The organism is Planctomycetaceae bacterium, assembly GCA_041398825.1.
Taxonomy (GTDB): domain Bacteria; phylum Planctomycetota; class Planctomycetia; order Planctomycetales; family Planctomycetaceae; genus F1-80-MAGs062.
In genome coordinates this window covers 251,080-273,408 of the sequence record JAWKTX010000004.1, presented here as the reverse complement: position 1 = coordinate 273,408, position 22,329 = coordinate 251,080, and the positions used below count along the sequence as shown (strand labels likewise).

General features: G+C 53.8%; 18 protein-coding genes and 1 tRNA gene. 10 read left to right on the top strand and 9 right to left on the bottom strand.

Annotation, left to right across the window (positions count from 1 at the left end; all coding sequences use genetic code 11):
• Positions 1 to 108: 108 nt before the first annotated feature.
• The 5 genes from R3C20_09415 to R3C20_09395 form a co-directional block, all read right to left on the bottom strand.
• Complete coding sequence (locus R3C20_09415) at positions 109 to 1,143, bottom strand: DUF1559 domain-containing protein (protein ID MEZ6040714.1); 1,035 nt, start codon at positions 1,141 to 1,143, stop codon at positions 109 to 111.
• A gap of 399 nt (positions 1,144 to 1,542) precedes the next feature.
• Entirely contained in the window at positions 1,543 to 2,424 is an 882-nt protein-coding gene (locus R3C20_09410) for a DUF1295 domain-containing protein (GenBank protein ID MEZ6040713.1), read from the bottom strand.
• 253 nt (positions 2,425 to 2,677) lie between these two features.
• On the bottom strand, positions 2,678 to 3,973 hold the full coding sequence (locus R3C20_09405; GenBank protein ID MEZ6040712.1) for a cyclopropane-fatty-acyl-phospholipid synthase family protein: 1,296 nt from the start codon (positions 3,971 to 3,973) through the stop codon (positions 2,678 to 2,680).
• On the bottom strand, positions 3,973 to 4,878 hold the full coding sequence (locus R3C20_09400; protein MEZ6040711.1) for a DUF1365 domain-containing protein: 906 nt from the start codon (positions 4,876 to 4,878) through the stop codon (positions 3,973 to 3,975). The genes R3C20_09405 and R3C20_09400 overlap by 1 nt, the downstream gene beginning before the upstream one ends.
• Positions 4,878 to 6,239: an FAD-dependent oxidoreductase gene (locus R3C20_09395; GenBank protein MEZ6040710.1), complete on the bottom strand. Its 1,362-nt coding sequence runs from the start codon at positions 6,237 to 6,239 to the stop codon at positions 4,878 to 4,880. Before R3C20_09395 ends, R3C20_09400 begins: the two co-directional genes overlap by 1 nt.
• 339 nt (positions 6,240 to 6,578) lie before the next feature.
• On the opposite strand from R3C20_09395, the gene R3C20_09390 reads away from it, so the two are divergent.
• From R3C20_09390 to R3C20_09365, 6 genes are all read left to right on the top strand, one after another.
• Complete coding sequence (locus R3C20_09390) at positions 6,579 to 6,743, top strand: hypothetical protein (GenBank protein ID MEZ6040709.1); 165 nt, start codon at positions 6,579 to 6,581, stop codon at positions 6,741 to 6,743.
• A 3-nt stretch (positions 6,744 to 6,746) separates the two neighbouring features.
• Positions 6,747 to 8,282, top strand: coding sequence for a hypothetical protein (locus R3C20_09385; protein ID MEZ6040708.1), 1,536 nt, complete (start codon positions 6,747 to 6,749; stop codon positions 8,280 to 8,282).
• 54 nt (positions 8,283 to 8,336) lie between these two features.
• On the top strand, positions 8,337 to 10,520 hold the full coding sequence (locus R3C20_09380) for a sulfatase-like hydrolase/transferase (protein ID MEZ6040707.1): 2,184 nt from the start codon (positions 8,337 to 8,339) through the stop codon (positions 10,518 to 10,520).
• Between the two features lie 376 nt (positions 10,521 to 10,896).
• Positions 10,897 to 11,973, top strand: coding sequence for a lactonase family protein (locus R3C20_09375; GenBank protein ID MEZ6040706.1), 1,077 nt, complete (start codon positions 10,897 to 10,899; stop codon positions 11,971 to 11,973).
• Positions 11,974 to 12,185: 212 nt separating this feature from the next.
• On the top strand, positions 12,186 to 12,968 hold the full coding sequence (locus R3C20_09370) for a class I SAM-dependent methyltransferase (GenBank protein MEZ6040705.1): 783 nt from the start codon (positions 12,186 to 12,188) through the stop codon (positions 12,966 to 12,968).
• Between the two features lie 106 nt (positions 12,969 to 13,074).
• Positions 13,075 to 14,520, top strand: coding sequence for a DUF1501 domain-containing protein (locus tag R3C20_09365; GenBank protein MEZ6040704.1), 1,446 nt, complete (start codon positions 13,075 to 13,077; stop codon positions 14,518 to 14,520).
• Here R3C20_09365 and R3C20_09360 read toward each other — a convergent pair.
• On the bottom strand, positions 14,510 to 15,166 hold the full coding sequence (locus R3C20_09360; protein ID MEZ6040703.1) for a hypothetical protein: 657 nt from the start codon (positions 15,164 to 15,166) through the stop codon (positions 14,510 to 14,512). The two genes, R3C20_09365 and R3C20_09360, sit on opposite strands and share 11 nt — an antisense overlap.
• A gap of 465 nt (positions 15,167 to 15,631) precedes the next feature.
• Here R3C20_09360 and R3C20_09355 point away from each other — a divergent pair.
• From R3C20_09355 to R3C20_09340, 4 genes are all read left to right on the top strand, one after another.
• A tRNA-Gln gene (locus tag R3C20_09355) sits at positions 15,632 to 15,703 on the top strand.
• 197 nt (positions 15,704 to 15,900) lie between these two features.
• Positions 15,901 to 17,781 carry an apolipoprotein N-acyltransferase gene (lnt, locus tag R3C20_09350; protein MEZ6040702.1) on the top strand — a complete coding sequence of 627 codons (1,881 nt, stop codon included), beginning with the start codon at positions 15,901 to 15,903 and terminating at the stop codon, positions 17,779 to 17,781.
• A gap of 66 nt (positions 17,782 to 17,847) precedes the next feature.
• Positions 17,848 to 18,183, top strand: coding sequence for a hypothetical protein (locus R3C20_09345; GenBank protein MEZ6040701.1), 336 nt, complete (start codon positions 17,848 to 17,850; stop codon positions 18,181 to 18,183).
• Positions 18,180 to 18,986 carry a TatD family hydrolase gene (locus tag R3C20_09340; GenBank protein MEZ6040700.1) on the top strand — a complete coding sequence of 269 codons (807 nt, stop codon included), beginning with the start codon at positions 18,180 to 18,182 and terminating at the stop codon, positions 18,984 to 18,986. The genes R3C20_09345 and R3C20_09340 overlap by 4 nt, the downstream gene beginning before the upstream one ends.
• Before the next feature lie 62 nt (positions 18,987 to 19,048).
• On the opposite strand, the gene folP is transcribed toward R3C20_09340, so the two are convergent.
• The 3 genes from folP to R3C20_09325 form a co-directional block, all read right to left on the bottom strand.
• Entirely contained in the window at positions 19,049 to 19,909 is an 861-nt protein-coding gene (folP, locus tag R3C20_09335; protein MEZ6040699.1) for a dihydropteroate synthase, read from the bottom strand.
• Positions 19,910 to 19,924: 15 nt separating this feature from the next.
• Positions 19,925 to 20,362: a universal stress protein gene (locus R3C20_09330; protein MEZ6040698.1), complete on the bottom strand. Its 438-nt coding sequence runs from the start codon at positions 20,360 to 20,362 to the stop codon at positions 19,925 to 19,927.
• Between the two features lie 118 nt (positions 20,363 to 20,480).
• Complete coding sequence (locus R3C20_09325) at positions 20,481 to 22,292, bottom strand: alanine/glycine:cation symporter family protein (GenBank protein ID MEZ6040697.1); 1,812 nt, start codon at positions 22,290 to 22,292, stop codon at positions 20,481 to 20,483.
• Positions 22,293 to 22,329: the final 37 nt, after the last annotated feature.

Below are 22,329 nucleotides of genomic sequence, written 5' to 3'. Positions count from 1 at the left end.
CTCTCTGCAAACACTGTTACAGACATCGGGCTGACGGACTGAAGTCAGCGCGTTGGTCGATCGATTCAGCAAAACACCGAATTGTAGGGAGGCTGCCGAACGGCGGTCTCAAAAAGCAATTGCGGCTCCGTCATCGGGACCAGCCAGTGCATTGAGCACTTGCGGGGAAGTGGATGAAGGGAGAACCGTAACGCTGCCATCACCCATCAGGAACAGGGCAACGGGCAAGCTCGGGTAAGAGAATTGATTTGTGGCCGCTCCGATACCATGGCCGGGATCACGCAGACTGCCGGAGCCTGCCCAGGGTGCAAGGCCTGTAGTGACTGTCCCGAGCAGAATTGTATTCGATAATCCGTCGGAAATGTGATGAAATCGAACCGACCCATTCAGCTTCAGGAGCTGAGCATTCGCTGCGTAGTGTGAGGCACCAAACTTTCCGGACATTATGCTTTCCGGCCGACTCGCCACGAGCCCCGTCAGATGAAACTCCTTCACAGCAGTCATTGACGCTGGCAGGTTGCGTGCGCTATCCCAGGGTTGATCCGGATCAATTTGATTCCAGACATCCAAACGTCCAACGTAGGGCAGCAAGGCAGTCATCCAGCTGCTGTGGTGCTGGTGACTCTCTGTAACGTCCAGCGGAGCTACAGTCTCTGCACCCAAAGAGTTCTCCGTAAACGGCTCAAATGGCTGAACAGCCAGTGAAGGATCGCTGGCGATCGCCGCTTCGGCAAACTCCATAAATGAACCTGCGTCTGAAGGAGCCACGCCGGTGACACGAGGGGGCTGCTGGAACGCTACCGTTTTGACAGGCACCTTTGGTTCCTGGATTGCAGAACCGGAGTTTGATGATAGCAAATCGAACCTGTAGGCGGGCGTAGCAATCGACGCTGGTGGAAGCATCCCGTAGGTATCGTGATAGTTGTGTATCGCCAGACCAAGTGCCTTCATTGTGTTCTTCGATTCGGTCCGTCTCGCGGATTCCCTGGCTTGCTGAATGGCAGGAAGAATCAGAGCGATCGCGACAGGCAACACAATAACGAAGAACGCGGCTGCCAGAATCAGCGATACAACGGTCCGAGCTGAGATACCACCACGACGATGATGCGGGACGACAGCTGACTTCTGTAGAGGGTTTGTCATCGCGAACTCCCTTCTGCGACTTAATCCGATGAGGAAGCGTCTACGATGGGCGTGGACGCAGGTTTCAGGAATGATCCCGCTGAATCTAATGCACCCTTAATAAAACTACAATCCTTTCCCCTGGAGACTGGTCTGGCAGGAAACCAGTGACAACGAAACGACACTGCTTCGCGCGGTGATCAGACCAGGGATCGCAGGAAACTTGCGTTTTTGGACCGCAGTAGACCGTCTGTGCTGAATCGAAAGGGCGGTGGAACAACGTCTCTTAAAACAACACTGTCAGCCAAAGGCGGGCCGACTCTCTGAAAGTACATCGGGGGACTCGCGGAAACCGCAGGGCAGAGTCATCAACGTCGGTCCGAATCCCGCAGAAATGAATCTGTCGGTCGACGCCTGGAATCAGGGGGACTGTCCGACGTCACCGGCCTGATCCATCTTTTTTCGCGGTCCCGGAAAGAAGGTGTTGGTCACAGCGGCGTAGTGTTGATATTCCGGGCGCCGTTGGGAGATGTCCTTTTCCATCAGAGTGACGCCGGAGATACGCAGCAGAAACAGGCTCATCAGAATCGGAGAGGTGATCGCGAGGATGGAAACACCGCAGGCCTGTGTCAGCAGAAAGAATCCCCACCAAACCGTGAATTCGCCAAAGTAGTTTGGATGACGACTGAATCGCCAGAGTCCAGTGTCAAGGACCCTGCCGACGTTCGCGGGATTCCGCCGGAAATGAAACAGCTGCCAGTCTGCCAGACCTTCAAATATCACGCCACCTGCGCTCAACAGCAATCCCGACACCAGCAGTAGATGCCCGGCCAAAGACAGCGGCGCGGATGCTGCAGCTTCATCCGCTGGGTGCTGGCCTGCAAGCATTGCCGCCTGAATCGGTAGACTGACTACCCACATGATGCTGGTCTGAAGCCAGAAGACCGTTATTAAACACGTGTATTTCCACCGTGGAGGATTGCGATTCCGCATCGCTGTGTAGCGGTGATCTTCACGCGATTCGAGCGTCCATCGCCAGAACAATTGGATGCTGAGACGCAGCGCCCAAACGATCAGCATCACAAACAGCAAATCGGCTGCTGTCCTCACACCGGCAGGAAAATTGAAAACAGATGAATCGAGCCAGACTGGATTTCGAACGACTGCGACTGCAGCGATAAATCCGAGGCCCCAGAAAGAGTCAATAATATCGACTCGATGCCTAACCAGCGAAATGACCCACGCGATGGTGAAGACCACAGTTCCGGCTAAGAGAGATGTCGCCAGCAGACCAGATGTCATCGTGCAGCCTTTGCGTCGAGATCGTCAATTCGTCAATCATCTGCCTGCCCGAAGGATGCAGCCCGTCGAGTTTGACCACGGGATTCAACACATGGTTGTGCAGCAAGATATCTGCAAAGGACAAGCACGCTCGCGGGGGCGGCTAACAACCTGTTGAGAAACGGGACCGGCTCGACCAGAAGACCTTAAAACACGATCGTTTCCAGTCGTCCTGCTTGCCTGTCCCGGCTTTTCAACGGATAGCTAAGCTAAGCTAAACCGCGTGCAGCTTTGCGTCCGGCTTCGCCCAGAGAATCTGTGCCACTCCTGTTGCTCGTTCCGTGAACGCAGCCTCGCAATAGGTCAGGTAATACCGCCACATTCGTATAAAACGTTCATCAAACCCAAGCTGCTTTACTTCATGCAGACGCTGGTGAAATCGGTTGTTCCAAACGCGAAGCGTTTCCGCGTAGTGAAAACCCATATCGAAAAGGTCCAGCATTCGGAACTGTGTCTGCTGGCTCACATGTTTTTGCATTTCGGTCACCGAGGGCAGGAAGCCGCCCGGGAAAATATACTTCTGGATGAAGTCCACCGACGAGGCGTAAGCGTCAAAACGCTGCTCCGGCATTACAATCGCCTGCAGCATCATTGCTCCGCCCGGCTTTACGAGTCGCTCGCATGTTTGAAAATAGGACGGCAGGTATTCGCGACCGACGGCCTCAATCATTTCGATGGACACCAGCTTATCGTACTGGCCCTTCAGATCACGATAATCGCTGAGCAGCAGTTCGATACGGTTTTGCAGTCCGAGTTCATGGATTTTCTGACCAGCGTAGCGATGCTGCTCTTTCGAGATGGTGGTCGTGGTGACGCGGCAGCCATATTCTGTGGCGGCATGAATGGCGAATGCTCCCCATCCAGTTCCAATCTCAACAATGTGTTCGTTTGATTTCAGATCCAGCTTGCGGCAAATGCGGTCAATTTTTTCAACGGAAGCTTCTTCAAGCGACATCTCCGGCGACGTGAACAACGCACTGGAATATAACATCGTTGGATCGAGGAACAGCTGAAAAAATTCGTTGCTCAAATCGTAGTGCGCGCTGATGTTTTTCTGACTTCCCTGACGTGAATTTCGATTCAGGAAATGTCCGATTTTTCGAGCTAAGCCGAGCGGCGACCAGCGAGAGACTCGCAGTTGATGCAGCACTGCTTCGTTGCGAAGAAGAATGCGAAACAGACTGGTGAGGTCGTCGCAGTCCCAGTGCCCCTGAAGATAGGATTCAGAAGCACCAACGGCGCCACCCAGTAAAGAGCGAGCAAACAGACGCTCATCGTGAATATGAACAACAGCCTGCAGAGAAGAAGTCGGATCTCCGAATGAGTATCGCGTGTCGGCATGGACAATGGCCAAATGGCCCGTCTTGATACCGGCAAGACGGCTGAGCAGGGTGCGAATCAGTATCGATCGGGAACGACTGGAACGATGCCCGAAGATCCGTTCCGCGCTGCCTGACGGCGAATCTGCAGAGGAGGAAATTGACAAAGTCGATGTTTGCTCCAGAGACATTAGACAATTCCGTTTGAGGAGGGATTAAGTGAAACTCGCGGATGAGGAACGAATGGAACACCTTTCAGCCAAAGACGCAGCGCCTGCCAGTAGATACCTGCAGTGACCGTGGCTGTCATACACGGAAATCGAATCATCTGTCGTGCCAGATTCCATCGAGTCCATGGCACGCGATTCAAAGTGAGCGTCGCATCAAAAATTGCGGACTTCTGATCAGTGTCCAAATGATCGGCGCTGGATGCACCGGAGATCGACTCCGTCGATTTTGTGGCGTCCACGAAGACATGGTCAGGATGGTCTGCGCTGTGGCTGGAAGATGAGATTGCGGGCGAATCCGTGGTGTCGCTTCCCGGGATTGCATGGTTTTCGATGTGAATAGAGAGCCCCTGACCGGGACGGGTTAACTTCCAGACGTACTTCATGTCCATTCCCATGAAAGGAGACACGTGAAGCACTTTCTTTGAGGAAGCGTTGTCTGTCGAAAACGGATTTTGAACGACGTAGCAGTATTTTTCGCCCCAGGGAGTGTTGTTAACCTCAGCAACCAGAGTCTCGACGTTCACTCCGGTTTCGTCGTAGCAGAAGTAAAAACAGACCGGGTTCATCGAGACACCCCAGTACCGAAGGTTTGTCAGCAAGCGAATTGGTCCTTTGGGTCGCAATCCGCATCGTTCTTCGAGCAACTGACGAACCGCTTCGTCGAGCGACAGGGCTGGGTCGCCCAGAAAGTCCTTTCGCCGAAACCAAACTGCTGCAAATGATGTTGAGCAAAACGGGGCACACGACATCAGCCCGTCCAGTTCCCCGAGATCGATGAAGGGCATGAACAGCTTGTAACTGAATTCGTGGGGTCTGGGGCCGAAACGGCGATGACGAACGCGTCCCGAATAGAGGCAACTCTCCATCAGAGTTGTCCCCGGAATTCGTTCTCGGCTGACTCGAAAGCCGGCAAATGCCCTGATCCTTCGGTCGTCGAGTTACGAACGTGGTCGGAAAGCAACGTCGGCTGATCCCAGTCGCGGCCAATTCCAAAACCCTGACAAACCGACAACGCGCTGTTCACGCCGTCTTCGTGGAAACCGTTACCCCAGTAGGCACCGCAAAAAGAGAGCCGATTTGCCCGAATCAATTCATTATGCCGCTGCTGCAGACGATGACGGCTCGTCGTGAAGATTGGATGCGAATAGTTGAATTCGGCCAGCACACATTCGTCTCGAATCGCTTCTGTGTGGTTCAGCGTCACGCAGTAGGTTTTTTCCGTGGCCAGGTGCTGCAGGATATTCATGTCGTACGTCACCGTCGCCAGATCCTGCTGATCCTTTAGGATCCGATAGTTCCAGCTGGACCATGCGGCCTGTCGACGAGGAAGCAGACGGGTATCGGTGTGAAGCACAGCCGTACTCTTTGAGTACGGGAAACCGGTCAGGATCTCCTGCTGTGCGTGGGTTGGAGCATCCAGCATTCTCAGGGCCTGATCGCTGTGGCAGGCAACAATGACCTCGTCGAACTGGAACTCGACGTTTCCTCTTGTGAATACGGAAACCATGCTCTCTCGCGGAATGATTTTCACAACCTTTTCGCCCAGTCGTACGGGACGATCAAGCTGACCAAGAATTCGATCAACATACTGGCGGGATCCACCAGGGATTGTCCGCCAGGTCGGACGATTCCTTACAGCGAGTAGGCCATGGTTTAAGTAGAATTCCAGAATGAATCGAATTGGGAACTGCTCAAAGGCCCCCACTGGACACGACCAGATCGCCGCACCCATGGGAAGAAGGTACTTTTCGGCAAACCAACGCCCCAAATTCCGGAAACGCAGGTATTCGCCGACTGTCATAACATCAGGAACCTGATCGGCGACGGCATCTTCAGAGCCAAGCTTGTTGAACCGAAGTATGTCCCCCAACATCCGGAGGAACGAAGGATTCAGCAGGTTCCGTTTCTGGCAAAACAGCCCGGAGAGGCCGGAGCCGCAATACTCCAGGCCGGACTCTTCACAACTGACACTGAAACTCATCGCGGTAGGCTGCCCCTGAAGACCAAGAGCAGAAAGCAGTCGAATGAAGTTCGGGTAGGTTCGATCGTTGTAAACGATGAATCCCGTGTCCACGTTCAGTGATTTCCCTTCGTCGTCTACTGTGACGGTATTTGTGTGACCGCCAACCCGATCACTCGCCTCAAGCACGGTGACGTCGTGGTGACGGTTCAGGATCCAGGCGGCCGTCAGTCCCGATATTCCTGATCCTATGATTCCGATTTTCACAACCTGTATCCGTTAGAGTTCGCGATCTCAGTCATCCGTCGTACCGTTCCGCAGGCAAGTCGCCTTGTTAACCGCCGCCGTAAATAAATCGAAGAGTTTCTTTGCAAACACACGAATCTTCCATCCGGTGTTCTGAGCGAAATCGCGGCCTCTGCTACCCAGAACAAAGATTTTCGGAATTCACCGAATCCTGAATCGCCAGCCGAGGTTAATTGCGCGGGTGACGGCGATGGCATCACGAAAGTCACCTTCTTTCAGCGTGAGACGCCGAATTTGGAAGCTCATCCCTGAATGCGATTCGACTTCATTTTGATGCCGCACTTAGTAAAGAAGATTGCCATGACAGACTTTACCATGCTCGCTTATCTTGATCCAGGTGCCGGTAGTCTTCTGCTGCAAGCCATTGTTGGCGGCAGTGCTGGCTTGATGGTCTTCTTCCGACATCTCTGGAAGTCGTGGAAATTTCGGGCGGCTTCACCATCAGCACCATCTTCGCCGGAGTGACCATTGCTTCAAACCAATGAGCAATCAACGGCGCGATTTGATGCCGGTTCTTTTCGAGATCGCAGCGCTCGTGTGTTCTTCCATGAAGGGCAAGTGTATCGGTCGCTAAGTGCCGAAGGTCTGAGCGACTGGAACGCAATCTCGGCTCGGCCGTTCTTCCTGTCGGCGATGAATGAAGGCTTAATTGTCAGGACACATCTGCTGGACGGTCAGCAAACGCTCGATCTGCTGCCTGTACTGTCACGCAGCGATCATGCTGATGATTCTCTCCCTCTGCTCTCGGCAGGACGAATGCGAACCCGTCGGATCGACGGGCAGTCTGTTTCGATTGATTCGCCAGCATCGTGGCAGGGTGTGCTTCGGCATGAGCGTATCCCTGTCATCACGTATCCGTTTGAGTGGTCCTTTGAAATGCTCAAATCGGCTGCGCTGTTGACGCTCGATCTGCTTCAGCGGGCTCTGGCGGACGATGTAATTCTGAAGGACGCGACTCCTTACAACGTTCAATTTGCTGGAACGCGGCCCACATTTATCGACACGTCGTCTTTCACTCCGCTGCGTCCCGGGCAGGCGTGGGAGGGTTACCGGCAATTCTGCCAGCTGTTTCTTTACCCGCTGATGCTGCAGGCTTACCGAGGCGTGGATTTTCAGCCGATGCTGCGAGGCCGCGTTGAAGGCATCACTCCTCGGCAAATGTCCGGCCTGCTGTCCTTTCGCGACACCTTTCGCGCCGGCGTCTTCAGCCACGTCAGACTGCATGCGAAACTCGATCATGCCGATACCGCCAGGTCAGCTTCGGCTATGCAAACCGGAGTCGCCGGTTCTCTGGCGGAAGCGGGATTCGGGAAAGATGTCATACTGAATAACCTGAGAGGTCTTCAGCGAATCATCGAGAACCTGAACTGGCAGGAAACACAGTCACGCTGGATTCAGTACGACGCTGCCTCTGCTCCCGTTCAGAACGACGGTGCGGCAAAGGAAATTCACGTCTCCGAAATCGTATCCACCAGGCACTGGAATCAGGTGTGGGACATTGGGTGCAATCGAGGTCGATATTCCAGAATCGCAGCAGCACAATCTCGTTGTGTCCTGGCGATGGACATCGATCACCTGACTGTGAATCAACTGTACAAACATCTGGGATCTGATCGCGTCGGGAATATCATTCCCATGGTGTTCAACCTCGCGGACGCGTCGCCGTCACTGGGATGGAACGGCGCCGAACGCAAACGGCTCGAAGAACGCAGTCACCCCGACCTGATCCTGATGCTTGCGGTGATTCACCATCTGGTCATTGGCGAAAACCTTTTGCTGGATCAGGTCATCGACTGGCTCGTCGCGCGTCAGGCATCCGTCGTTATTGAGTTCGTTGATCGGGATGACCCACAGGTGCAGTCTCTGCTTGCCAATCGAACGGATCAATTTCCGGACTACAGTCGAGAGCGTTTTGAACGACTGCTGACGCATCATTTTGACATTCAGCAACGCTGGGATCTGCCGTCAAAGACACGATCACTGTACTACATCCAGCCGCGATGATCGTTGCCACCGTCGACCACGAGAATAGCCAGAATGAGCTTGCAGGAAACATCAATGGCAGCACCAGCTGCAGATTCGTCGTCGTCGTCGATTGAAGGTGTCAGCGCTGTGAGGCGGTGTTTGCACCTGCTGGCGCTCAGTGGTTTTGCGATTGCACAGCCGGTCATGTTTCGCCTGCAACAGAATCCTGCCTACCTTCGACTCGAGCGAATGGAATTCACCGCGGTCTGCCTTGCGGTAGCGGTTGTGGTGTTTGTTCCGACGGCGGTTTTGTCGCTGCTGGCGATTGTTATGGGCCGGACGTGCGGAACCCGGGCTGGAATCAAAGCACATACAGCGAGTGTCTTCCTGCTGATTCTGCTCTTCCTTCTGACGATGAACTTCTGGCTTGTGCAATCATTTCAGCTCATGCGATTCGGGATTTCGGATCTGCTGATGTCCCTGATTGCCGTGCCACTTGCCGGTGCCATGACGTCCGTGTATCAGCGTCGCGCGGCTGTTCGTCAGTTTCTGGAATACAGCCTCCTGGGAGTGTTCCTGTTTCCGGTCAACCTCTTCACGAATGCAGGCATTCAATCCGTTCTCTGGCCACCTGCTCCCGCCTCGACGGCTCGCGCCCTGTCGGCACAGAAACCACGACCTGTCATTCTTATTGTTTTCGATGGTTTCTGCGGCATGTCGTTGCTCGACCGTGAACACAACATTGATGCCGTTCGTTTTCCGGGCTTCGCTTCGCTCGCAGCCACGAGTTCCTGGTATCGTAATGCAACGACCGTGCATTACCGAACGGGCAGTGCTGTCCCGGCCATTCTGTCCGGCAACGTACCCTACGCCGATGGCGCGCCGGTGGAAGCGACATGGCCGAACAACCTGTTCCGCTTCATCTATGATACAGACCAGTTCGATATGCTGGTACTCGAGCCTGTTACCCGTCTCTGTCCCAAAGAGTTACTCGAACATCTCGAGAAGCGAAGCACCGTGGTACAGACGAAGCTTCTGCTTTCAACACTCTCCCGAGTCTACCTCAAAACCACATTTCCGGATGGAACGCCCGGCGTCGATTCGCCCATACCACACACCTGGTTTGGGATTGCTGAGGTTACGAACCCCCAGTACGCGGCAAAGGCTGAGCGAGGGTGCATCATTTATCCGTGGGACACCTATCGCCCAGACCAGTTTGATCACTTTATTCGTAGTCTGACCCCAGGAGAAAAAACGTTGTTTGCGGCATTGCACATTGTCGCGCCGCATGATCCGTGGAGTCTGTTCCCTGACGGAACTCGCTATCTCGACAATCCCGGATTTAATCTTTTCCCCCAGGGTGCGATGGGGGAAATTGGAGAAATCTGGAGCAATGACGAACGCGACGCGATGCTCGGCTGGCAACGTTATCTGATGCAGTTGCAGTGGGTTGATGCGCAGATTGCACGAACAATCGACCAGCTGAAAGACTCGGGGCTTTGGGAAGACTGCCTTCTGGTGGTAACTGCTGATCACGGGATGTCCTTCGTACCCGGCATGAATCGACGCGAACCATCAGATGAAACGCTGGCGGACATTATGAGTGTGCCATTGTTCGTAAAGCTTCCAGGGCAGAGTCAGGGGGAAACAAGCGATGCGAACGTCGAAACAATAGACGTCCTTCCTACAATTCTGGACGTGCTTCAACTGAATATCGACGTGCCGTTCGACGGTCAGTCAATCGCCGGGGAGTTTCAACCGCGACTCCGAAAGACCATGATCGGCCCGGAGGCAGATATTGTGACGGAGCCGGATTTTCAGAGTCGTTTTGCGTCTGCGGCCAGAATGCATGCACTCTTTGGCGCGGGGGACGAAGTAAAGTTGTCAACGGCAATGCAAGTCAGGCCGGAACTTCTTGGCACTCGCGTTGATCAATTTCCTCAGGTCTCTCCGGATTTGAAGACGGTTCTGCTTTCCGGAGGTGACGGAATTCTGCCCGGCTTGGATTGTGTTCCATGTTTTTTTGAAGCAAAGATGATTGCCTCCACCAGTCGGACGGAGGTTGGCTGGACGCAGCCGATCGACATTGCAATTGCTGTCAACGGCATCATTGAGAGTACGACGCGAACGTCCAGCGACGAACGCATCCACGATGCCTGGTCTGCATTTGTGCCCCCAACCTGCTATTCGTCGACCCCGTTTGTGCTGGAAATTTTCCGGGTCCTCGATACCGCCGGAAGCGTACAGCTGCAGCCGATCCTTATTCATCACGATTAGTGAAATTCAGATCGAACGGCGATCCCGCGCTGCCGGCCTGTGCATTTGCTCTGATGCGACAGTAAGATCAGGGACTTTTATGCGGACAGCAGCCCTTTGGTTGCGTGCATCGATCCCGGACGAGATCATGGGTATCCCGACGGCTCAGCTCTTTCGCCTCTTTGTCTGGCTGAACCGTGCGATCTGACCCGTGCAAATCTGGACAGCGGAATTACTCAACATGCGGACACACACACTTTTCCCTATGCTAACTGCATCACTCCTGCCAGGAATCGGGCGGTTAAGGAAAGTTGCCTGCAGCTCTCACGGGTGGAAAAGTCAGTTGCTACTGGCATTCATTCTTGCACTTGTGTCAGGAGGAATCGGAAAGGCAGACATGCATCGTCTTTACATTGGTACCTATACAGTTGGGGGCAGCAGCAGCGAAGGTATCTACACCTGCTCATTCGACGACGAAACCGGAGCAATTTCGACACCTGTTCTCGCGGCCGAGGCAATCAATCCGTCATTCCTTGCAATTCACGCGTCCGGAAAATTCCTCTACGCAGTCAATGAAGTCAGCGAAGGCGAAGGTCGGGCGAATGGTGGAGTTTCTGCCTATCGAATTCAGGAGGACGGGATGCTGACACTGATTAACCAGCAGCCGTCACTTGGCGGAGCTCCCTGCCACTGCAATATTGACGGCACAGGCAAATTCCTGTTGATCGCAAACTATGTGGGAGGCAACATTGTCGTCTATCCAATCGGAGATGACGGAGCGTTGGGGCCGGCTTCGTGTAATGTGCAGCACGAAGGCAGCAGCGTTGATAAGTCGAGGCAGGAAGCGGCCCATGCCCATTCGATTAATCTGAGCGCCGATAATCGATTCGCCTACGCCGCTGATCTGGGCACGGATCGCATTCAAATCTATCGATTTGACGAAAGCTCCGGCATCCTGGAAGCCGCGTCACCGTCGTCAGTTTCCGTTGAGCCCGGCGGAGGTCCCAGACACTTTTCCATTCACCCGAACGGAAAATTCGCATACTCAAACAACGAACTCACCTGCATGGTTTCTGTATTTCATCGAGACCGGGAACATGGAGGGCTCACTCGCATTCAGGATCTCTCCACGCTGCCGAAAGATACGGAAGCCAGCGTTCGCCGCAGTACCGCAGAGTGCCTGGTGCACCCGACTGGTAAATTTGCCTACGTCAGCAATCGTGGTCATGACAGTATCGCTGTTTACACGGTAAATTCGGACGACGGTACGCTCACCCTTGTGGATGTCGTGAGTACTGGTGGCCAGGAACCTCGTAATTTTGTCATTGCTCCGAACGGGCTGTTTCTGCTGGCCGAAAACCAGAATTCTGACACCGTGATCACCTTCGAAATCAACCAGACGACGGGAAATCTCAAGTCTACAGATCATATGGTTGAAGTGGGCCGCCCCGTTTGCATTCGATTCCTGCCCTGACCATCAGAATCGACGAATCGTTTCCTGTTCACCGGCGCAAGCCAGGTCCGATGGCGTCATTTTGGGTGCCCCCCCGGGCTCGAAATTCGCCTCATGGTCGCCGGTGTGTTAGCCTCTCAATCCATTTTCAGTCTACGAACCCGTGTGCTTCGCCGCGAGACTGATGTGTACTTCCATTCGATAATCCCCTTTTGAAACACTGCAATTCGACCATGTCTCACGACGTCACGGCCAGCATCTATGACTTTCCCAAATACTACGACCTGCTGTTTGGATCAGACTGCAAGGCAGAGTTTGATTTCATGAATGCGTGTTTCAGGAAACATGCCGGCTGTCAGGTCCGGAGACTGTTTGAACCCGCGTGCGGAACAGGCCGCCTGCTCATCCGCATGGCCAAAGCCGGTTACGATGTGGCCGGGAATGATCTGAACGAAAAAGCAGTCAAGTTCTGCAACGACAGACTCAAACGCCATGGCTTCGCCGAAAGTGTCACGGTCGATGATATGTCTGACTTCAAAGTTAAGAAAAAGTTTGATGCCGCGTTTAACACCATCAACACGTTTCGCCATTTGAGCACCGAGGCGGCAGCCGTCAGCCACCTCAAATGCATGGCGGCCGCGATGAAGAAAGGCGGTCTCTATATTCTTGGTATCCATCTGGAACCCACAATTGGTGAGCCAATGGAAGAGGAAAGCTGGTCAGCACGTCGGGGCAATCTGGTCGTAAACTCTTACATGTGGTCGAAGGGAATTGACCGAAAGACCCGTCTTGAACACCTTGGAATGCACATCGATGTCTACACTCCCACGAAACGTTTGCGAATCGTGGATCACATGGAATACCGAACCTACAAGAATGCTCAGTTTCAGTCTTTGATGAAGAAAGTGCCGGAATTCGAAATCGCAGAAACCTACGACTTCGCGTACAACATCGACAAGCCGATAAAGATCAACGGACGCACCGAAGATGTTGTTTTCGTGCTGAAAAAGAAATAAGACCTACCGAAAAAGTGAACATGCTTCCGGATGCCGCGGCGATTCAATTCGACAAGCTTTCACCAGCCAGCCTCAGGGTACCCTTGTTCGAAGCAGGTATTCGCTGATGACAGAATTCTCTCCACAACAACCGATGATGAGTCGCCGAAATCTTCTTGATCGCGCGGCTCTTTACGGACTGGGGGCAAGCCTTGGTTCAGTGGCCCTAACGGGAATGATGGCGGATGAGACTGCTCCTCGTATGCCAGCCGCCGGCGAATCGCCGCTCGCATCCAGATCGCAGCATGTTCCGGCAAAAGCGACTCAATGCATCTTCCTGATGATGGAGGGTGGGCCGAGCCACATCGACACCTTCGATCCCAAGCCCGAACTGGAATCCGTTCATCTCAAACAATTTACTCGACAGGGCAAGAACAAATCCGCAATGGAAAGCGGAACCAGGTATTACGTTCAAAGTCCGTTTCAGTTCCGCAAGGCTGGTCAATGCGGGGCGGATATGGCAACCAACTGGGAATACCTGCAGCACGTTGCGGATGATATTTGCTTTTATCGCGGACTTCAGGCCGAATCAGTCAACCATCCTACTGCTCTGTACCACATGAACACGGGCAATCAGTTTGTCGGTGATCCGGCTGTGGGAGCCTGGGTGACTTATGGTCTGGGCACCGAAAACCAGAATCTGCCGGGGTTTATTGTCCTGCCGGAATTAGCCCACCCACAGGGAGGGCCTTCCAACTGGAGCAGCGGCTATTTGCCCGCACATTTTCAGGGAACGCCACTTCGCCCTCAGGGAACTCCAATCCTGGATCTTCTGCCGCGCAAAGAGATTACCCGCGAACACCAGCGCGAGAACCTGAATCTGCTCCAAAAGCTGAACGCCCGGCATCGTGATCGGCACCAGCAAACGGACGATCTGTCGGCGCGAATGGAGTCCTATGAACTTGCATTCCGGATGCAGATGGAAGTACCCGGAATCCTGGAACTGAATGGAGAAACCGCCGCCACTCATCAGATGTATGGGCTGGATGATCCATCCTGCGAAGCATTTGGCCGAAAATGTCTGCTCGCACGTCGATTGGTTGAACGCGGTGTTCGTTTCGTGCAGCTGTATGCAGGCACCTGGGATTCGCACGACTACATCGCACGCGCACATTCATCGCTGATGAAAGCAGTAGATCGACCGATTGCCGGGTTGATTAGAGACCTGCGAGAACGTGGGTTGCTGGAAAACACGCTCGTCGTCTGGTGTGGCGAATTCGGCCGCAGCCCTGATAACGGCGTGCGCGGAGGTCTGGCTTATGGAAGAGACCACAACGCCAGAGCAATGACGGTTTGGTTTGCCGGCGGTGGCGTGCGTGGTGGCCACACAATCGGTGCCACAGATGAAATTGGAGACAGCGCCGTTGATTGTGTCCACCCGATTCGCGACCTCCACGTGACGCTGCTTCGACTCCTTGGCCTCGATGACAATCGGCTTACATGGTTTCACGGAGGTCGTTTTAAACAGCTTTCGCAGTTCGGTGGACAGGTCATCGAGGAAATCATCGCATAACGAACTCATCGCATGACAAAGTCCTGGCGAAGTAACCAGATTCAAAGCGTGTGCTTTGCATTATGAAACACACCGGGCCCGCTGGCGAACTCAGCAAGGTGTTGTTGATGGTTCCGCAGCGTTTGAGTTGATGATGGGAGTACCCACAAATCTCAGTCTCGTCGCCGTCAATCGTGACTCTCAGGGACTGGCATTGCCCCAATGATGTAATGGTTGCACTTCGCCCTGAGTGTTGCCCCGGGATGATGACGACGCGATCACCGACAGTGAATGGTGCTCCATTTTTTCGAATTTGCCAATCCACGAGGTCGGAGAACAAAAAGTATGCAGCAAACGGTTCAGTAATGATCGCGAGCAGTCCGGCTGCAGGTATCGTGACCAGGAGCAGCAGAATAATCTTTGGGGAACTGAGTACAGCAAGCGAGAATTCCATCGTCGCGAACAGACACCAAAGTGCGAACGCAAGTGATCCAGGCAGCCGAAGACGCATCCAGATCTGGCTCGCAATCAACCGTTCGCGGAGTGAGAATCTGACGTCTTTCAATTCGGCCTCTCGATCCCACCAATGCCTACCGTCACCGGATTGGACCGACTGCGTTTGCACGCAGGTTGAGGCAGGCTCAGCAATTCCAGTGCACAAACTCATTCTCACAAAGTCAGGTCTTAGTCACAATTGAACACAATTATCTTTGGATTGACGCCCTGAAAGCTCCAGGATTCATCAGTCCGGGGACCGGTTGTCGTCATGCCGTACGCCACCCTGCTGCCTGGCTCACTCTGGCTGCAGGCTGATACGCAACCTGTCTGAACCGTTGGATTTGCAATGAGCGTCTATGGCTATGGGATCGGTGCCGGCCAGCGTTCTCGGTGATTCGCGGGCAATTTCTGAACCGCATGGAAACTGGTCCGTTTCCCCCGTTCTGACACTTTCGCTGGAGGACTTCGAACCAAAATCTTTTGCTCGGTGTCCAGGAAGTGGTCGATTTCGAATGAGTTGTGATTGTTCCCTTGGCTATCGAATCCGGGGAGTTCAATCCAGGGCTTTACACAAGCTGAGCAGCACGTTAGATTTCTGCCCGCACGGTTGAATTCGCGGAATTCGGTCGGACATTACCCTGTGGTGTAATCGGTAGCACGACAGATTCTGGCTCTGTTGGTTGGGGTTCGAGTCCCTACAGGGTAAATTTATCAGGCAGTCAGATTCAAACCCGGAAATGCCGTGTGCATTTCTCGGGTTTGTTTCGTTTTTGGCCCGTGGCCTGCGGGGCCAGGTGGCTCTCAAAACATGGAATGCCGGCCGCAGCGGGCGTACGGCTGGTGTCATGGAAAACGATGCCCGTTTGAACTCCGAACGGATCGCCCAAAACGGATCGCTCAAAAATGTCGAAGCCTTCAGACGCGACAGATGTCCAGGAGTCGAATGCCGGTCTGCGTCCGGAGATTGAACAGATTATTGCTTCAGGCCAGCGCCGTGTCTCGAAAGAACGGAGCGGATCAGCTCTTACCGTCCTGATACTGTGTTCCGCTTCTGCCGTTCTGTTGTGGAGTTGCTTCACACCGCTGGATTTCTCACCGATTGCCTGGATCGCGCTGGTGCCATTGATCCAGGTGGTTCGATTGAATTCCATTCCGCGCTGGTCCTGGATGATTCTGTTTATCACGGGTTTCATCTGGTCGGCGGTGACATTGCAATGGATGAGGCTCGGTGACCCGGCCATGATCATTGCATTGCTCGCCTTAAGTTTTTATCTGGCATTCTACTTTCCTGCTTTTGTCTGGATCAGTCGAAGAATCCATAGCCGTGGTTTTCCGTTGTTGATCGCAGTACCGGTCGTCTGGACATCACTGGAATATGTTCGCGCGTATCTGCTGACAGGCTTTTCCTGGTACTATCTTGGGCACTCTCAGTACCAGTGGTCCGCTTTCATCCAGATTGCTGATATTACAGGTGCGTATGGCGTAAGTTTTGTTGTTGCCCTGGCAAACACAGCGGTGGCGATTCAGATCCCTTACAACCTGCTGAAGTCGTGGAATCTGGATTCTGGTGCATCTGCCATTGAAGAACCTCAGGTCCCGCGTCAGTTCGTCGATCGCCCCCGAACGGCCGGTTTGATTGCCGTTTCCGTGGTGACATTATGCTGCGGTTACGGAAGTGTCCGATCAGTCGATCCCGCGTCATTTCGCGCAGGTCCGGTTGTTGCTTTGATTCAGGGTAATTTTTCGCCGGAGGTGAAGCACGATCCCGAGGAATGGGTGACTCGGTATCAGATCCACGATCAATTGACCCGGCGTTGCGTCGACTTGAGGCCTGACCTGATCGTATGGCCGGAGACGATGTGGCCGTGGCCGGATCGTACTGTGGAAGGCGATGTTACGGACGAGCAACTGCTCGAACAGTTACCGCCGCCGATGCGAGAGTCCGGCGACTTTACGCCGGAAATGATCTCACGCATCTGGCGATCCGATGATGTGCGAAAAAGTCTCCACGATCATGCTGCAGCAGTCGGGGCAGCGCTGATGATGGGAATTGAATCACACGTTGTTTCTGCCTCTGACCTGAAAGCCTTCAACTCTGCCGCCTTTGTGCGTCCTGATCTGGGATACATGGGCCGATATGACAAAATTCACCGCGTCATTTTTGGCGAATACATTCCCCTGAAAAGCATTTTTCCATGGCTGACCAACCTGACACCTTTTGGTCCTTACTTCGGTATCGCTGCGGGCGAATCCCCCATGATCTTTGAAACCGCTGGCTTCCGGCTGGCACCGCTGATTTGTTTTGAAGACACGGTTCCGCATCTGGTTCGACGAATTGCGGGAAAACAGGACGAAAGCGGTCAGGCGTGTGATGTCCTTGTAAATCTGACGAACGATGCCTGGTTTCGTGGTTCCAGCGAACTGGATCAGCACCTGATCACAGCTGTGTTTCGATGTGTTGAAACGCGAAAACCACTCGTCCGCGCTGTGAACGGCGGTATTTCGGCATTCATCGACGGAAACGGAACGATTCGGGAACCGGATCAGATTCTGGTCGCAGAAGAATCTACCATGTCGCTGACACCAGCGTTTCGCACAGTTTCCGGAATGCGTGATCCGGAAACGGGCCGGTGGCGACGGCAGATGTCGGCGATTGTTTTTGGACAGGTGCCACTTGATGATCGTCGTTCACTGTATTTGCAAATCGGAGATGTCTTTGCCGCTTCATGCCTTGTGGCTATGCTGGTCGGCTGCTTTAAACGAGTCCATGTGTCAGCAGCGTAATCGTCGAGGATAATTCTCGAAGACGCGACTCAGCTGCGAAATACTCGAAATGGAAAGGGCAGTTCAATGTCCACTGAATTCACGAGTCCGCAAACGCGGGAACAGGTCATCAACACGTACTTCCTCGAACATCGTGCTCGGCTACTTGATGTAGCAGCATTCTTCGACCGGATTGATCGTTCGAAGCCAGAGAGCGACCAGGCCGACTTTCGAGATGCAGCCCTGCGTCAGGCCGTTGAGATTCTGATCGATGGTCAGCCCCATCGTGCAAAGCGAATTCTGGAACTGCTCAGCGATCACACAACGGAACTGCCCCAGTCAGCTGAAGGGATGAAAGGGGCCGCGGGCGCCGTTCGTCTACCGGTTCCAAACTCCAGTGTACTCGAAAAGGGAGACGCATGATGCGATACATCGACCCCCACATTCATATGGTGTCACGGACAACTGACGACTACCAGCGCATGGCTCAGGCAGGCTGCATTGCCGTGACGGAGCCCGCCTTCTGGGCTGGTTTCGATCGATCGTCCGCTCAGGGATTTGCAGACTATTTTCGGCAGCTGACAGAATACGAACCTCGTCGTGCCGGGCTGTTTGGGATCAAGCATTACACCTGGCTTTGCATCAATCCCAAGGAAGCTGACGATCCCGGATTTGCCCGCGAAGTGGTCTCGCTGATCCCGGACTTCCTGAAGTGCGAAAAGGTACTTGGTTTCGGTGAAATTGGACTGAACAAGAACACAAAGAATGAACGTATCATTCTGGAAGAACAAATCGCACTCGCAGAAACACATAACCAGTTGGTGCTTGTTCACACACCTCATCTGGAAGATAAACTCAAAGGCACTCGGTTAATTATGGATGCATTAACGGCGAGCAGCATTGATCCAGGCCGTATCCTTATCGATCACGTCGAAGAGCACACGGTTGCTGAAGTTCTGGATCGTGGCTTCTGGGCCGGAATGACGCTTTACCCGGACACAAAGATGACGCCACAGCGAGCCGCCGACGTCATCGAAATGTACGGATCAGAACGAATCTGGATGAATTCCGCAGGAGACTGGGGGTGCAGCGATCCTCTCGCCGTTCCCAAAGCACGGCTTGAGATGCGTCGACGTGGACATGCGATGTCGCTCATTGACAAGGTGACGTTCGATAACCCTGTCCAATTCCTCAGCCAGTCTCCCAACTTTATTACTCGGGGATAAGAGCCGGAGCGCTGGCCTCCGATTGACCCAGTCCGGTTCTCACGGGTGGTTCAGAGAGGCGATCATTCGCTGAGCGATTGCCATGCGACCAAAGCATCCCGGACGGCGCGGACGTCGTGGACGCGAAGCAGGTCTGCACCAAGTTGTGCCAGCGCGATGGAAACACCAATGGTGCCCGCTGTGCGTTCTTCCACATCGCGTCCAAGAACTTTCGAAAGAAAACGTTTTCTTGAGTGACCAATTAACAGCGGTCGTTCAAGCTCCGTTCGCAGTCGCGGGATCGCCCGCATCAGTGTCATGTTGTGATCTGCCGTTTTGCCAAAGCCGATCCCCGGGTCCAGGCAAAGCCGCTCACGATCGATGCCTGCAGCCTCACATCGTCGCATGCCATCGCAAAGAAACTCCACGACTTCCCGACAGACATCCTCGTATTCAGGATTCTCCTGCATTGTCTTTGGAGTTCCTCTGATGTGCATCAGGCAGATCCCGACATCCGAATGCGAGCAGACTTCGATCATTTCTGCATCGAAGGTCAGCCCGGAAATGTCGTTCACAATGGTGGCGCCGGCTCGAATGGCTTCTTCAGCAACGACCGCTTTGGTCGTATCGATAGAAACAGGAACATCCGTTTCGGAGACAAGTCGCTCAATCACAGGAATCGTGCGATTCAACTCTTCGTCGGCAGATACGAATTCTGAACCCGGCCTCGTAGATTCGCCGCCAACATCCAGAATATCCGCGCCGTCGTTGACCAGTCGCAACCCGAACGCGACGGCATCCTCTATCTGGTTGTGCTGACCGCCGTCTGAAAAACTATCGGGCGTGACATTCAGAATGCCCATTAGCAGCGGCAGATGATCGCGTTCGAGCGTTCTTCCTGCAAAGCGCCATCGAAACGGTGCCAATGAATCGACTTCCTGCATTTCAAAGGCGTTCCGTTATTCGGCGTCTTTTCGACGAAGGACCAGGACGCTGCATTCGGCATATCGGATGACGCGTTCTGCAACGGAACCCAGAACAAGCCGTTTGAACCCCTGGTAACCATGCGATGGTATGACGATCAAATCAGCCTTGATTTTCTTCGCAAACTCAGAAATCTCCTCTCCTGGGTCTCCAGACAGAACACTCATGTTGGCACCAGCCGCCCCTTTTTCGGCGGCCAGCTTTTGCAGGTTCTTTTCGACGGCCGCTTTGCGGGTTTCGTCCGTGATGTCGCCAAGAAGCACTCCCGGCGAAACAGAATCCAGCGGGACCAGAACATGTACCAGATGCAGGCGTTTGGGGTCGCCAGCAATCGACAAAGCAGAATGCACTGCGAAGTCCGACTGGTCGCTAAAGTCGACCGGTACGACAACGGTGACATCGGAAAATGGCATCTCTTATGTTCCTTGATGACTTCCTGGTGCGAGTAAATTCGATCGTTACAGGATGAATCGTTGTTGACTCCTGTTGGGAGCAGGACGGCTTCAAACAGATTCATCATGTCTGTGGACATTACTTCAGCCGATACGCTTCTGCTTCCTGATCCAGTTCCCCGCTGGTGAGTTTGGCCCAGTACTCGTCCAGTTTAACTTTTACCTTGCCGGACAGCAAAAACAGTCCGAGGATATTGGGGATGGCCATCCCGAAGATCATCAGGTCTCCGAATGCCAGAACGTTGCCAGCAGAAATCACGGACCCAAGGAACGAAAAAATCAGGAACGTGATTTTATATGACATCGAGGCGTTGTCACCGAACAGAAATGCCCAGCATCGCTCACCGTAGTAAGACCATGAAATCATGGTGCTGAAAGCAAACAGGGCCGTCGCGGCGACCAGGACATACTTGAAGCCATTGATTTGCCCGTTCATAGCCTCTGACGTCAGGGCGGCACCTTCGATGGATGCCACTGTTCCATCTTCTGCAAACTTAAACTGCTGTTTCATGCTGGCGGGCATGTCAGGGTTTTCATGATTCCAGGCGCCGGTAATCACGATGACCAGAGCGGTCATCGAACAGACAACAACAGTATCGATGAATGGTTCAAGCAGTGAAACAATGCCTTCGCGGACCGCGTAGTCTGTCTTTGCGGCCGAGTGAGCGATGGCCGCAGATCCGACTCCCGCCTCATTCGAGAATGCCGCTCGCTTGAATCCCTGAATCAGCACACCTATGAACCCTCCAAGACCGGCTTTCATTGAAAATGCACTTCCGATGATTGTGGCGGCAGCAGCGGGAATTTCACCGGCATTCTTGAGCAGAATGATGACGCAGGCCAGTACATAAACTCCACACATGAACGGAACGATCTTCTCGGCCGTTGATGCAATGCGTTTGATTCCGCCAATAATTACGACGCCCGCGAGAACGGACATGATTAAACCATAGACCCACGGGTACTGACCGAAGAATGGGATTGTCTGCCCCACAGCGCCAAGGCTCTGGTTGACCTGAAACGCATTTCCGCCGGCAAATGAGCCGCCAATACAAAGCACGGCAAACAGAAGCCCCAAAGCTTTCCCGAGACCACCAAGGCCAATTTCCTGCAACCCGTGAGTCAGGTAGAACATCGCTCCGCCCATAATTCGTCCATCCGGACGCACTTGTCGGTACATTTGCCCCAGGGTGCATTCGACAAACTTCGAAGACATTCCAAGGAAGCCCGCGACAATCATCCAGAACGTCGCACCGGGACCACCAAGCCCAACGGCAACGGCCACACCTGCAATGTTGCCCAACCCCACGGTGGCTGACAATGCGGCGGTGAGCGCCTGGAAGTGGCTCACTTCCCCGGCGTCACTCGGATCGTCATATCTGCCAGCCGTGACCTTGATGGCATGAACAAAGCCACGCAGGTTGATAAAGTTCATCCGAAAAGTCAGAAACAACGCTGCTATTACAAGCCAGGCAACACCAGCAGGAACCGAACGTCCTTCGACGAGTGGTATTGGATAGAAGATGACGGACTCCAGCACACCGTTCACCTTGCCAAAGAAGGCGTCGACAGGCTCAAGGGCCTGATTCACCTGCTGCAGGAAACCGGACGGCCGAGCTTCCGATCCTGAATCTGGGGAAGCGTCCGACGTACCAGCACTGGACGATTCGTCCTGTAGCGCTGATTCGCCAGCGCTATCCGTTGTGATGCTTTCACTTGCGTCTGTCTCTTCTGCCCCCGCGGCATCAGGCGAGGTTGCGTCCTGCTTCGTCGACGATTCATCCGGCGTGTTCGCCGGGATGACAATCGTCGCTGCGAACGATGGTGAAACCAATATCAACGTCAATCCCATCAATGCGATGGTCGACCGAATAACTCTCAACGTCTTCATCAGAGTTTCCTGCGATGGATTTCCGTGTTGACAGGTA

What these genes read in the sequence shown, in the direction of transcription:
- R3C20_09415 (MEZ6040714.1), bottom strand. Translation starts at nt 1,143, where the DNA reads ATGACAAACCCTCTACAGAAGTCAGCTGTCGTCCCGCATCATCGTCGT.
- R3C20_09410 (MEZ6040713.1), bottom strand. Translation starts at nt 2,424, where the DNA reads ATGACATCTGGTCTGCTGGCGACATCTCTCTTAGCCGGAACTGTGGTC.
- R3C20_09405 (MEZ6040712.1), bottom strand. Translation starts at nt 3,973, where the DNA reads ATGTCTCTGGAGCAAACATCGACTTTGTCAATTTCCTCCTCTGCAGAT.
- R3C20_09400 (MEZ6040711.1), bottom strand. Translation starts at nt 4,878, where the DNA reads ATGGAGAGTTGCCTCTATTCGGGACGCGTTCGTCATCGCCGTTTCGGC.
- R3C20_09390 (MEZ6040709.1), top strand. Translation starts at nt 6,579, where the DNA reads ATGACAGACTTTACCATGCTCGCTTATCTTGATCCAGGTGCCGGTAGT.
- R3C20_09380 (MEZ6040707.1), top strand. Translation starts at nt 8,337, where the DNA reads ATGGCAGCACCAGCTGCAGATTCGTCGTCGTCGTCGATTGAAGGTGTC.
- R3C20_09375 (MEZ6040706.1), top strand. Translation starts at nt 10,897, where the DNA reads ATGCATCGTCTTTACATTGGTACCTATACAGTTGGGGGCAGCAGCAGC.
- R3C20_09370 (MEZ6040705.1), top strand. Translation starts at nt 12,186, where the DNA reads ATGTCTCACGACGTCACGGCCAGCATCTATGACTTTCCCAAATACTAC.
- R3C20_09365 (MEZ6040704.1), top strand. Translation starts at nt 13,075, where the DNA reads ATGACAGAATTCTCTCCACAACAACCGATGATGAGTCGCCGAAATCTT.
- R3C20_09360 (MEZ6040703.1), bottom strand. Translation starts at nt 15,166, where the DNA reads ATGAGTTTGTGCACTGGAATTGCTGAGCCTGCCTCAACCTGCGTGCAA.
- lnt (MEZ6040702.1), top strand. Translation starts at nt 15,901, where the DNA reads ATGTCGAAGCCTTCAGACGCGACAGATGTCCAGGAGTCGAATGCCGGT.
- R3C20_09345 (MEZ6040701.1), top strand. Translation starts at nt 17,848, where the DNA reads ATGTCCACTGAATTCACGAGTCCGCAAACGCGGGAACAGGTCATCAAC.
- R3C20_09340 (MEZ6040700.1), top strand. Translation starts at nt 18,180, where the DNA reads ATGATGCGATACATCGACCCCCACATTCATATGGTGTCACGGACAACT.
- folP (MEZ6040699.1), bottom strand. Translation starts at nt 19,909, where the DNA reads ATGCAGGAAGTCGATTCATTGGCACCGTTTCGATGGCGCTTTGCAGGA.
- R3C20_09330 (MEZ6040698.1), bottom strand. Translation starts at nt 20,362, where the DNA reads ATGCCATTTTCCGATGTCACCGTTGTCGTACCGGTCGACTTTAGCGAC.
- R3C20_09325 (MEZ6040697.1), bottom strand. Translation starts at nt 22,292, where the DNA reads ATGAAGACGTTGAGAGTTATTCGGTCGACCATCGCATTGATGGGATTG.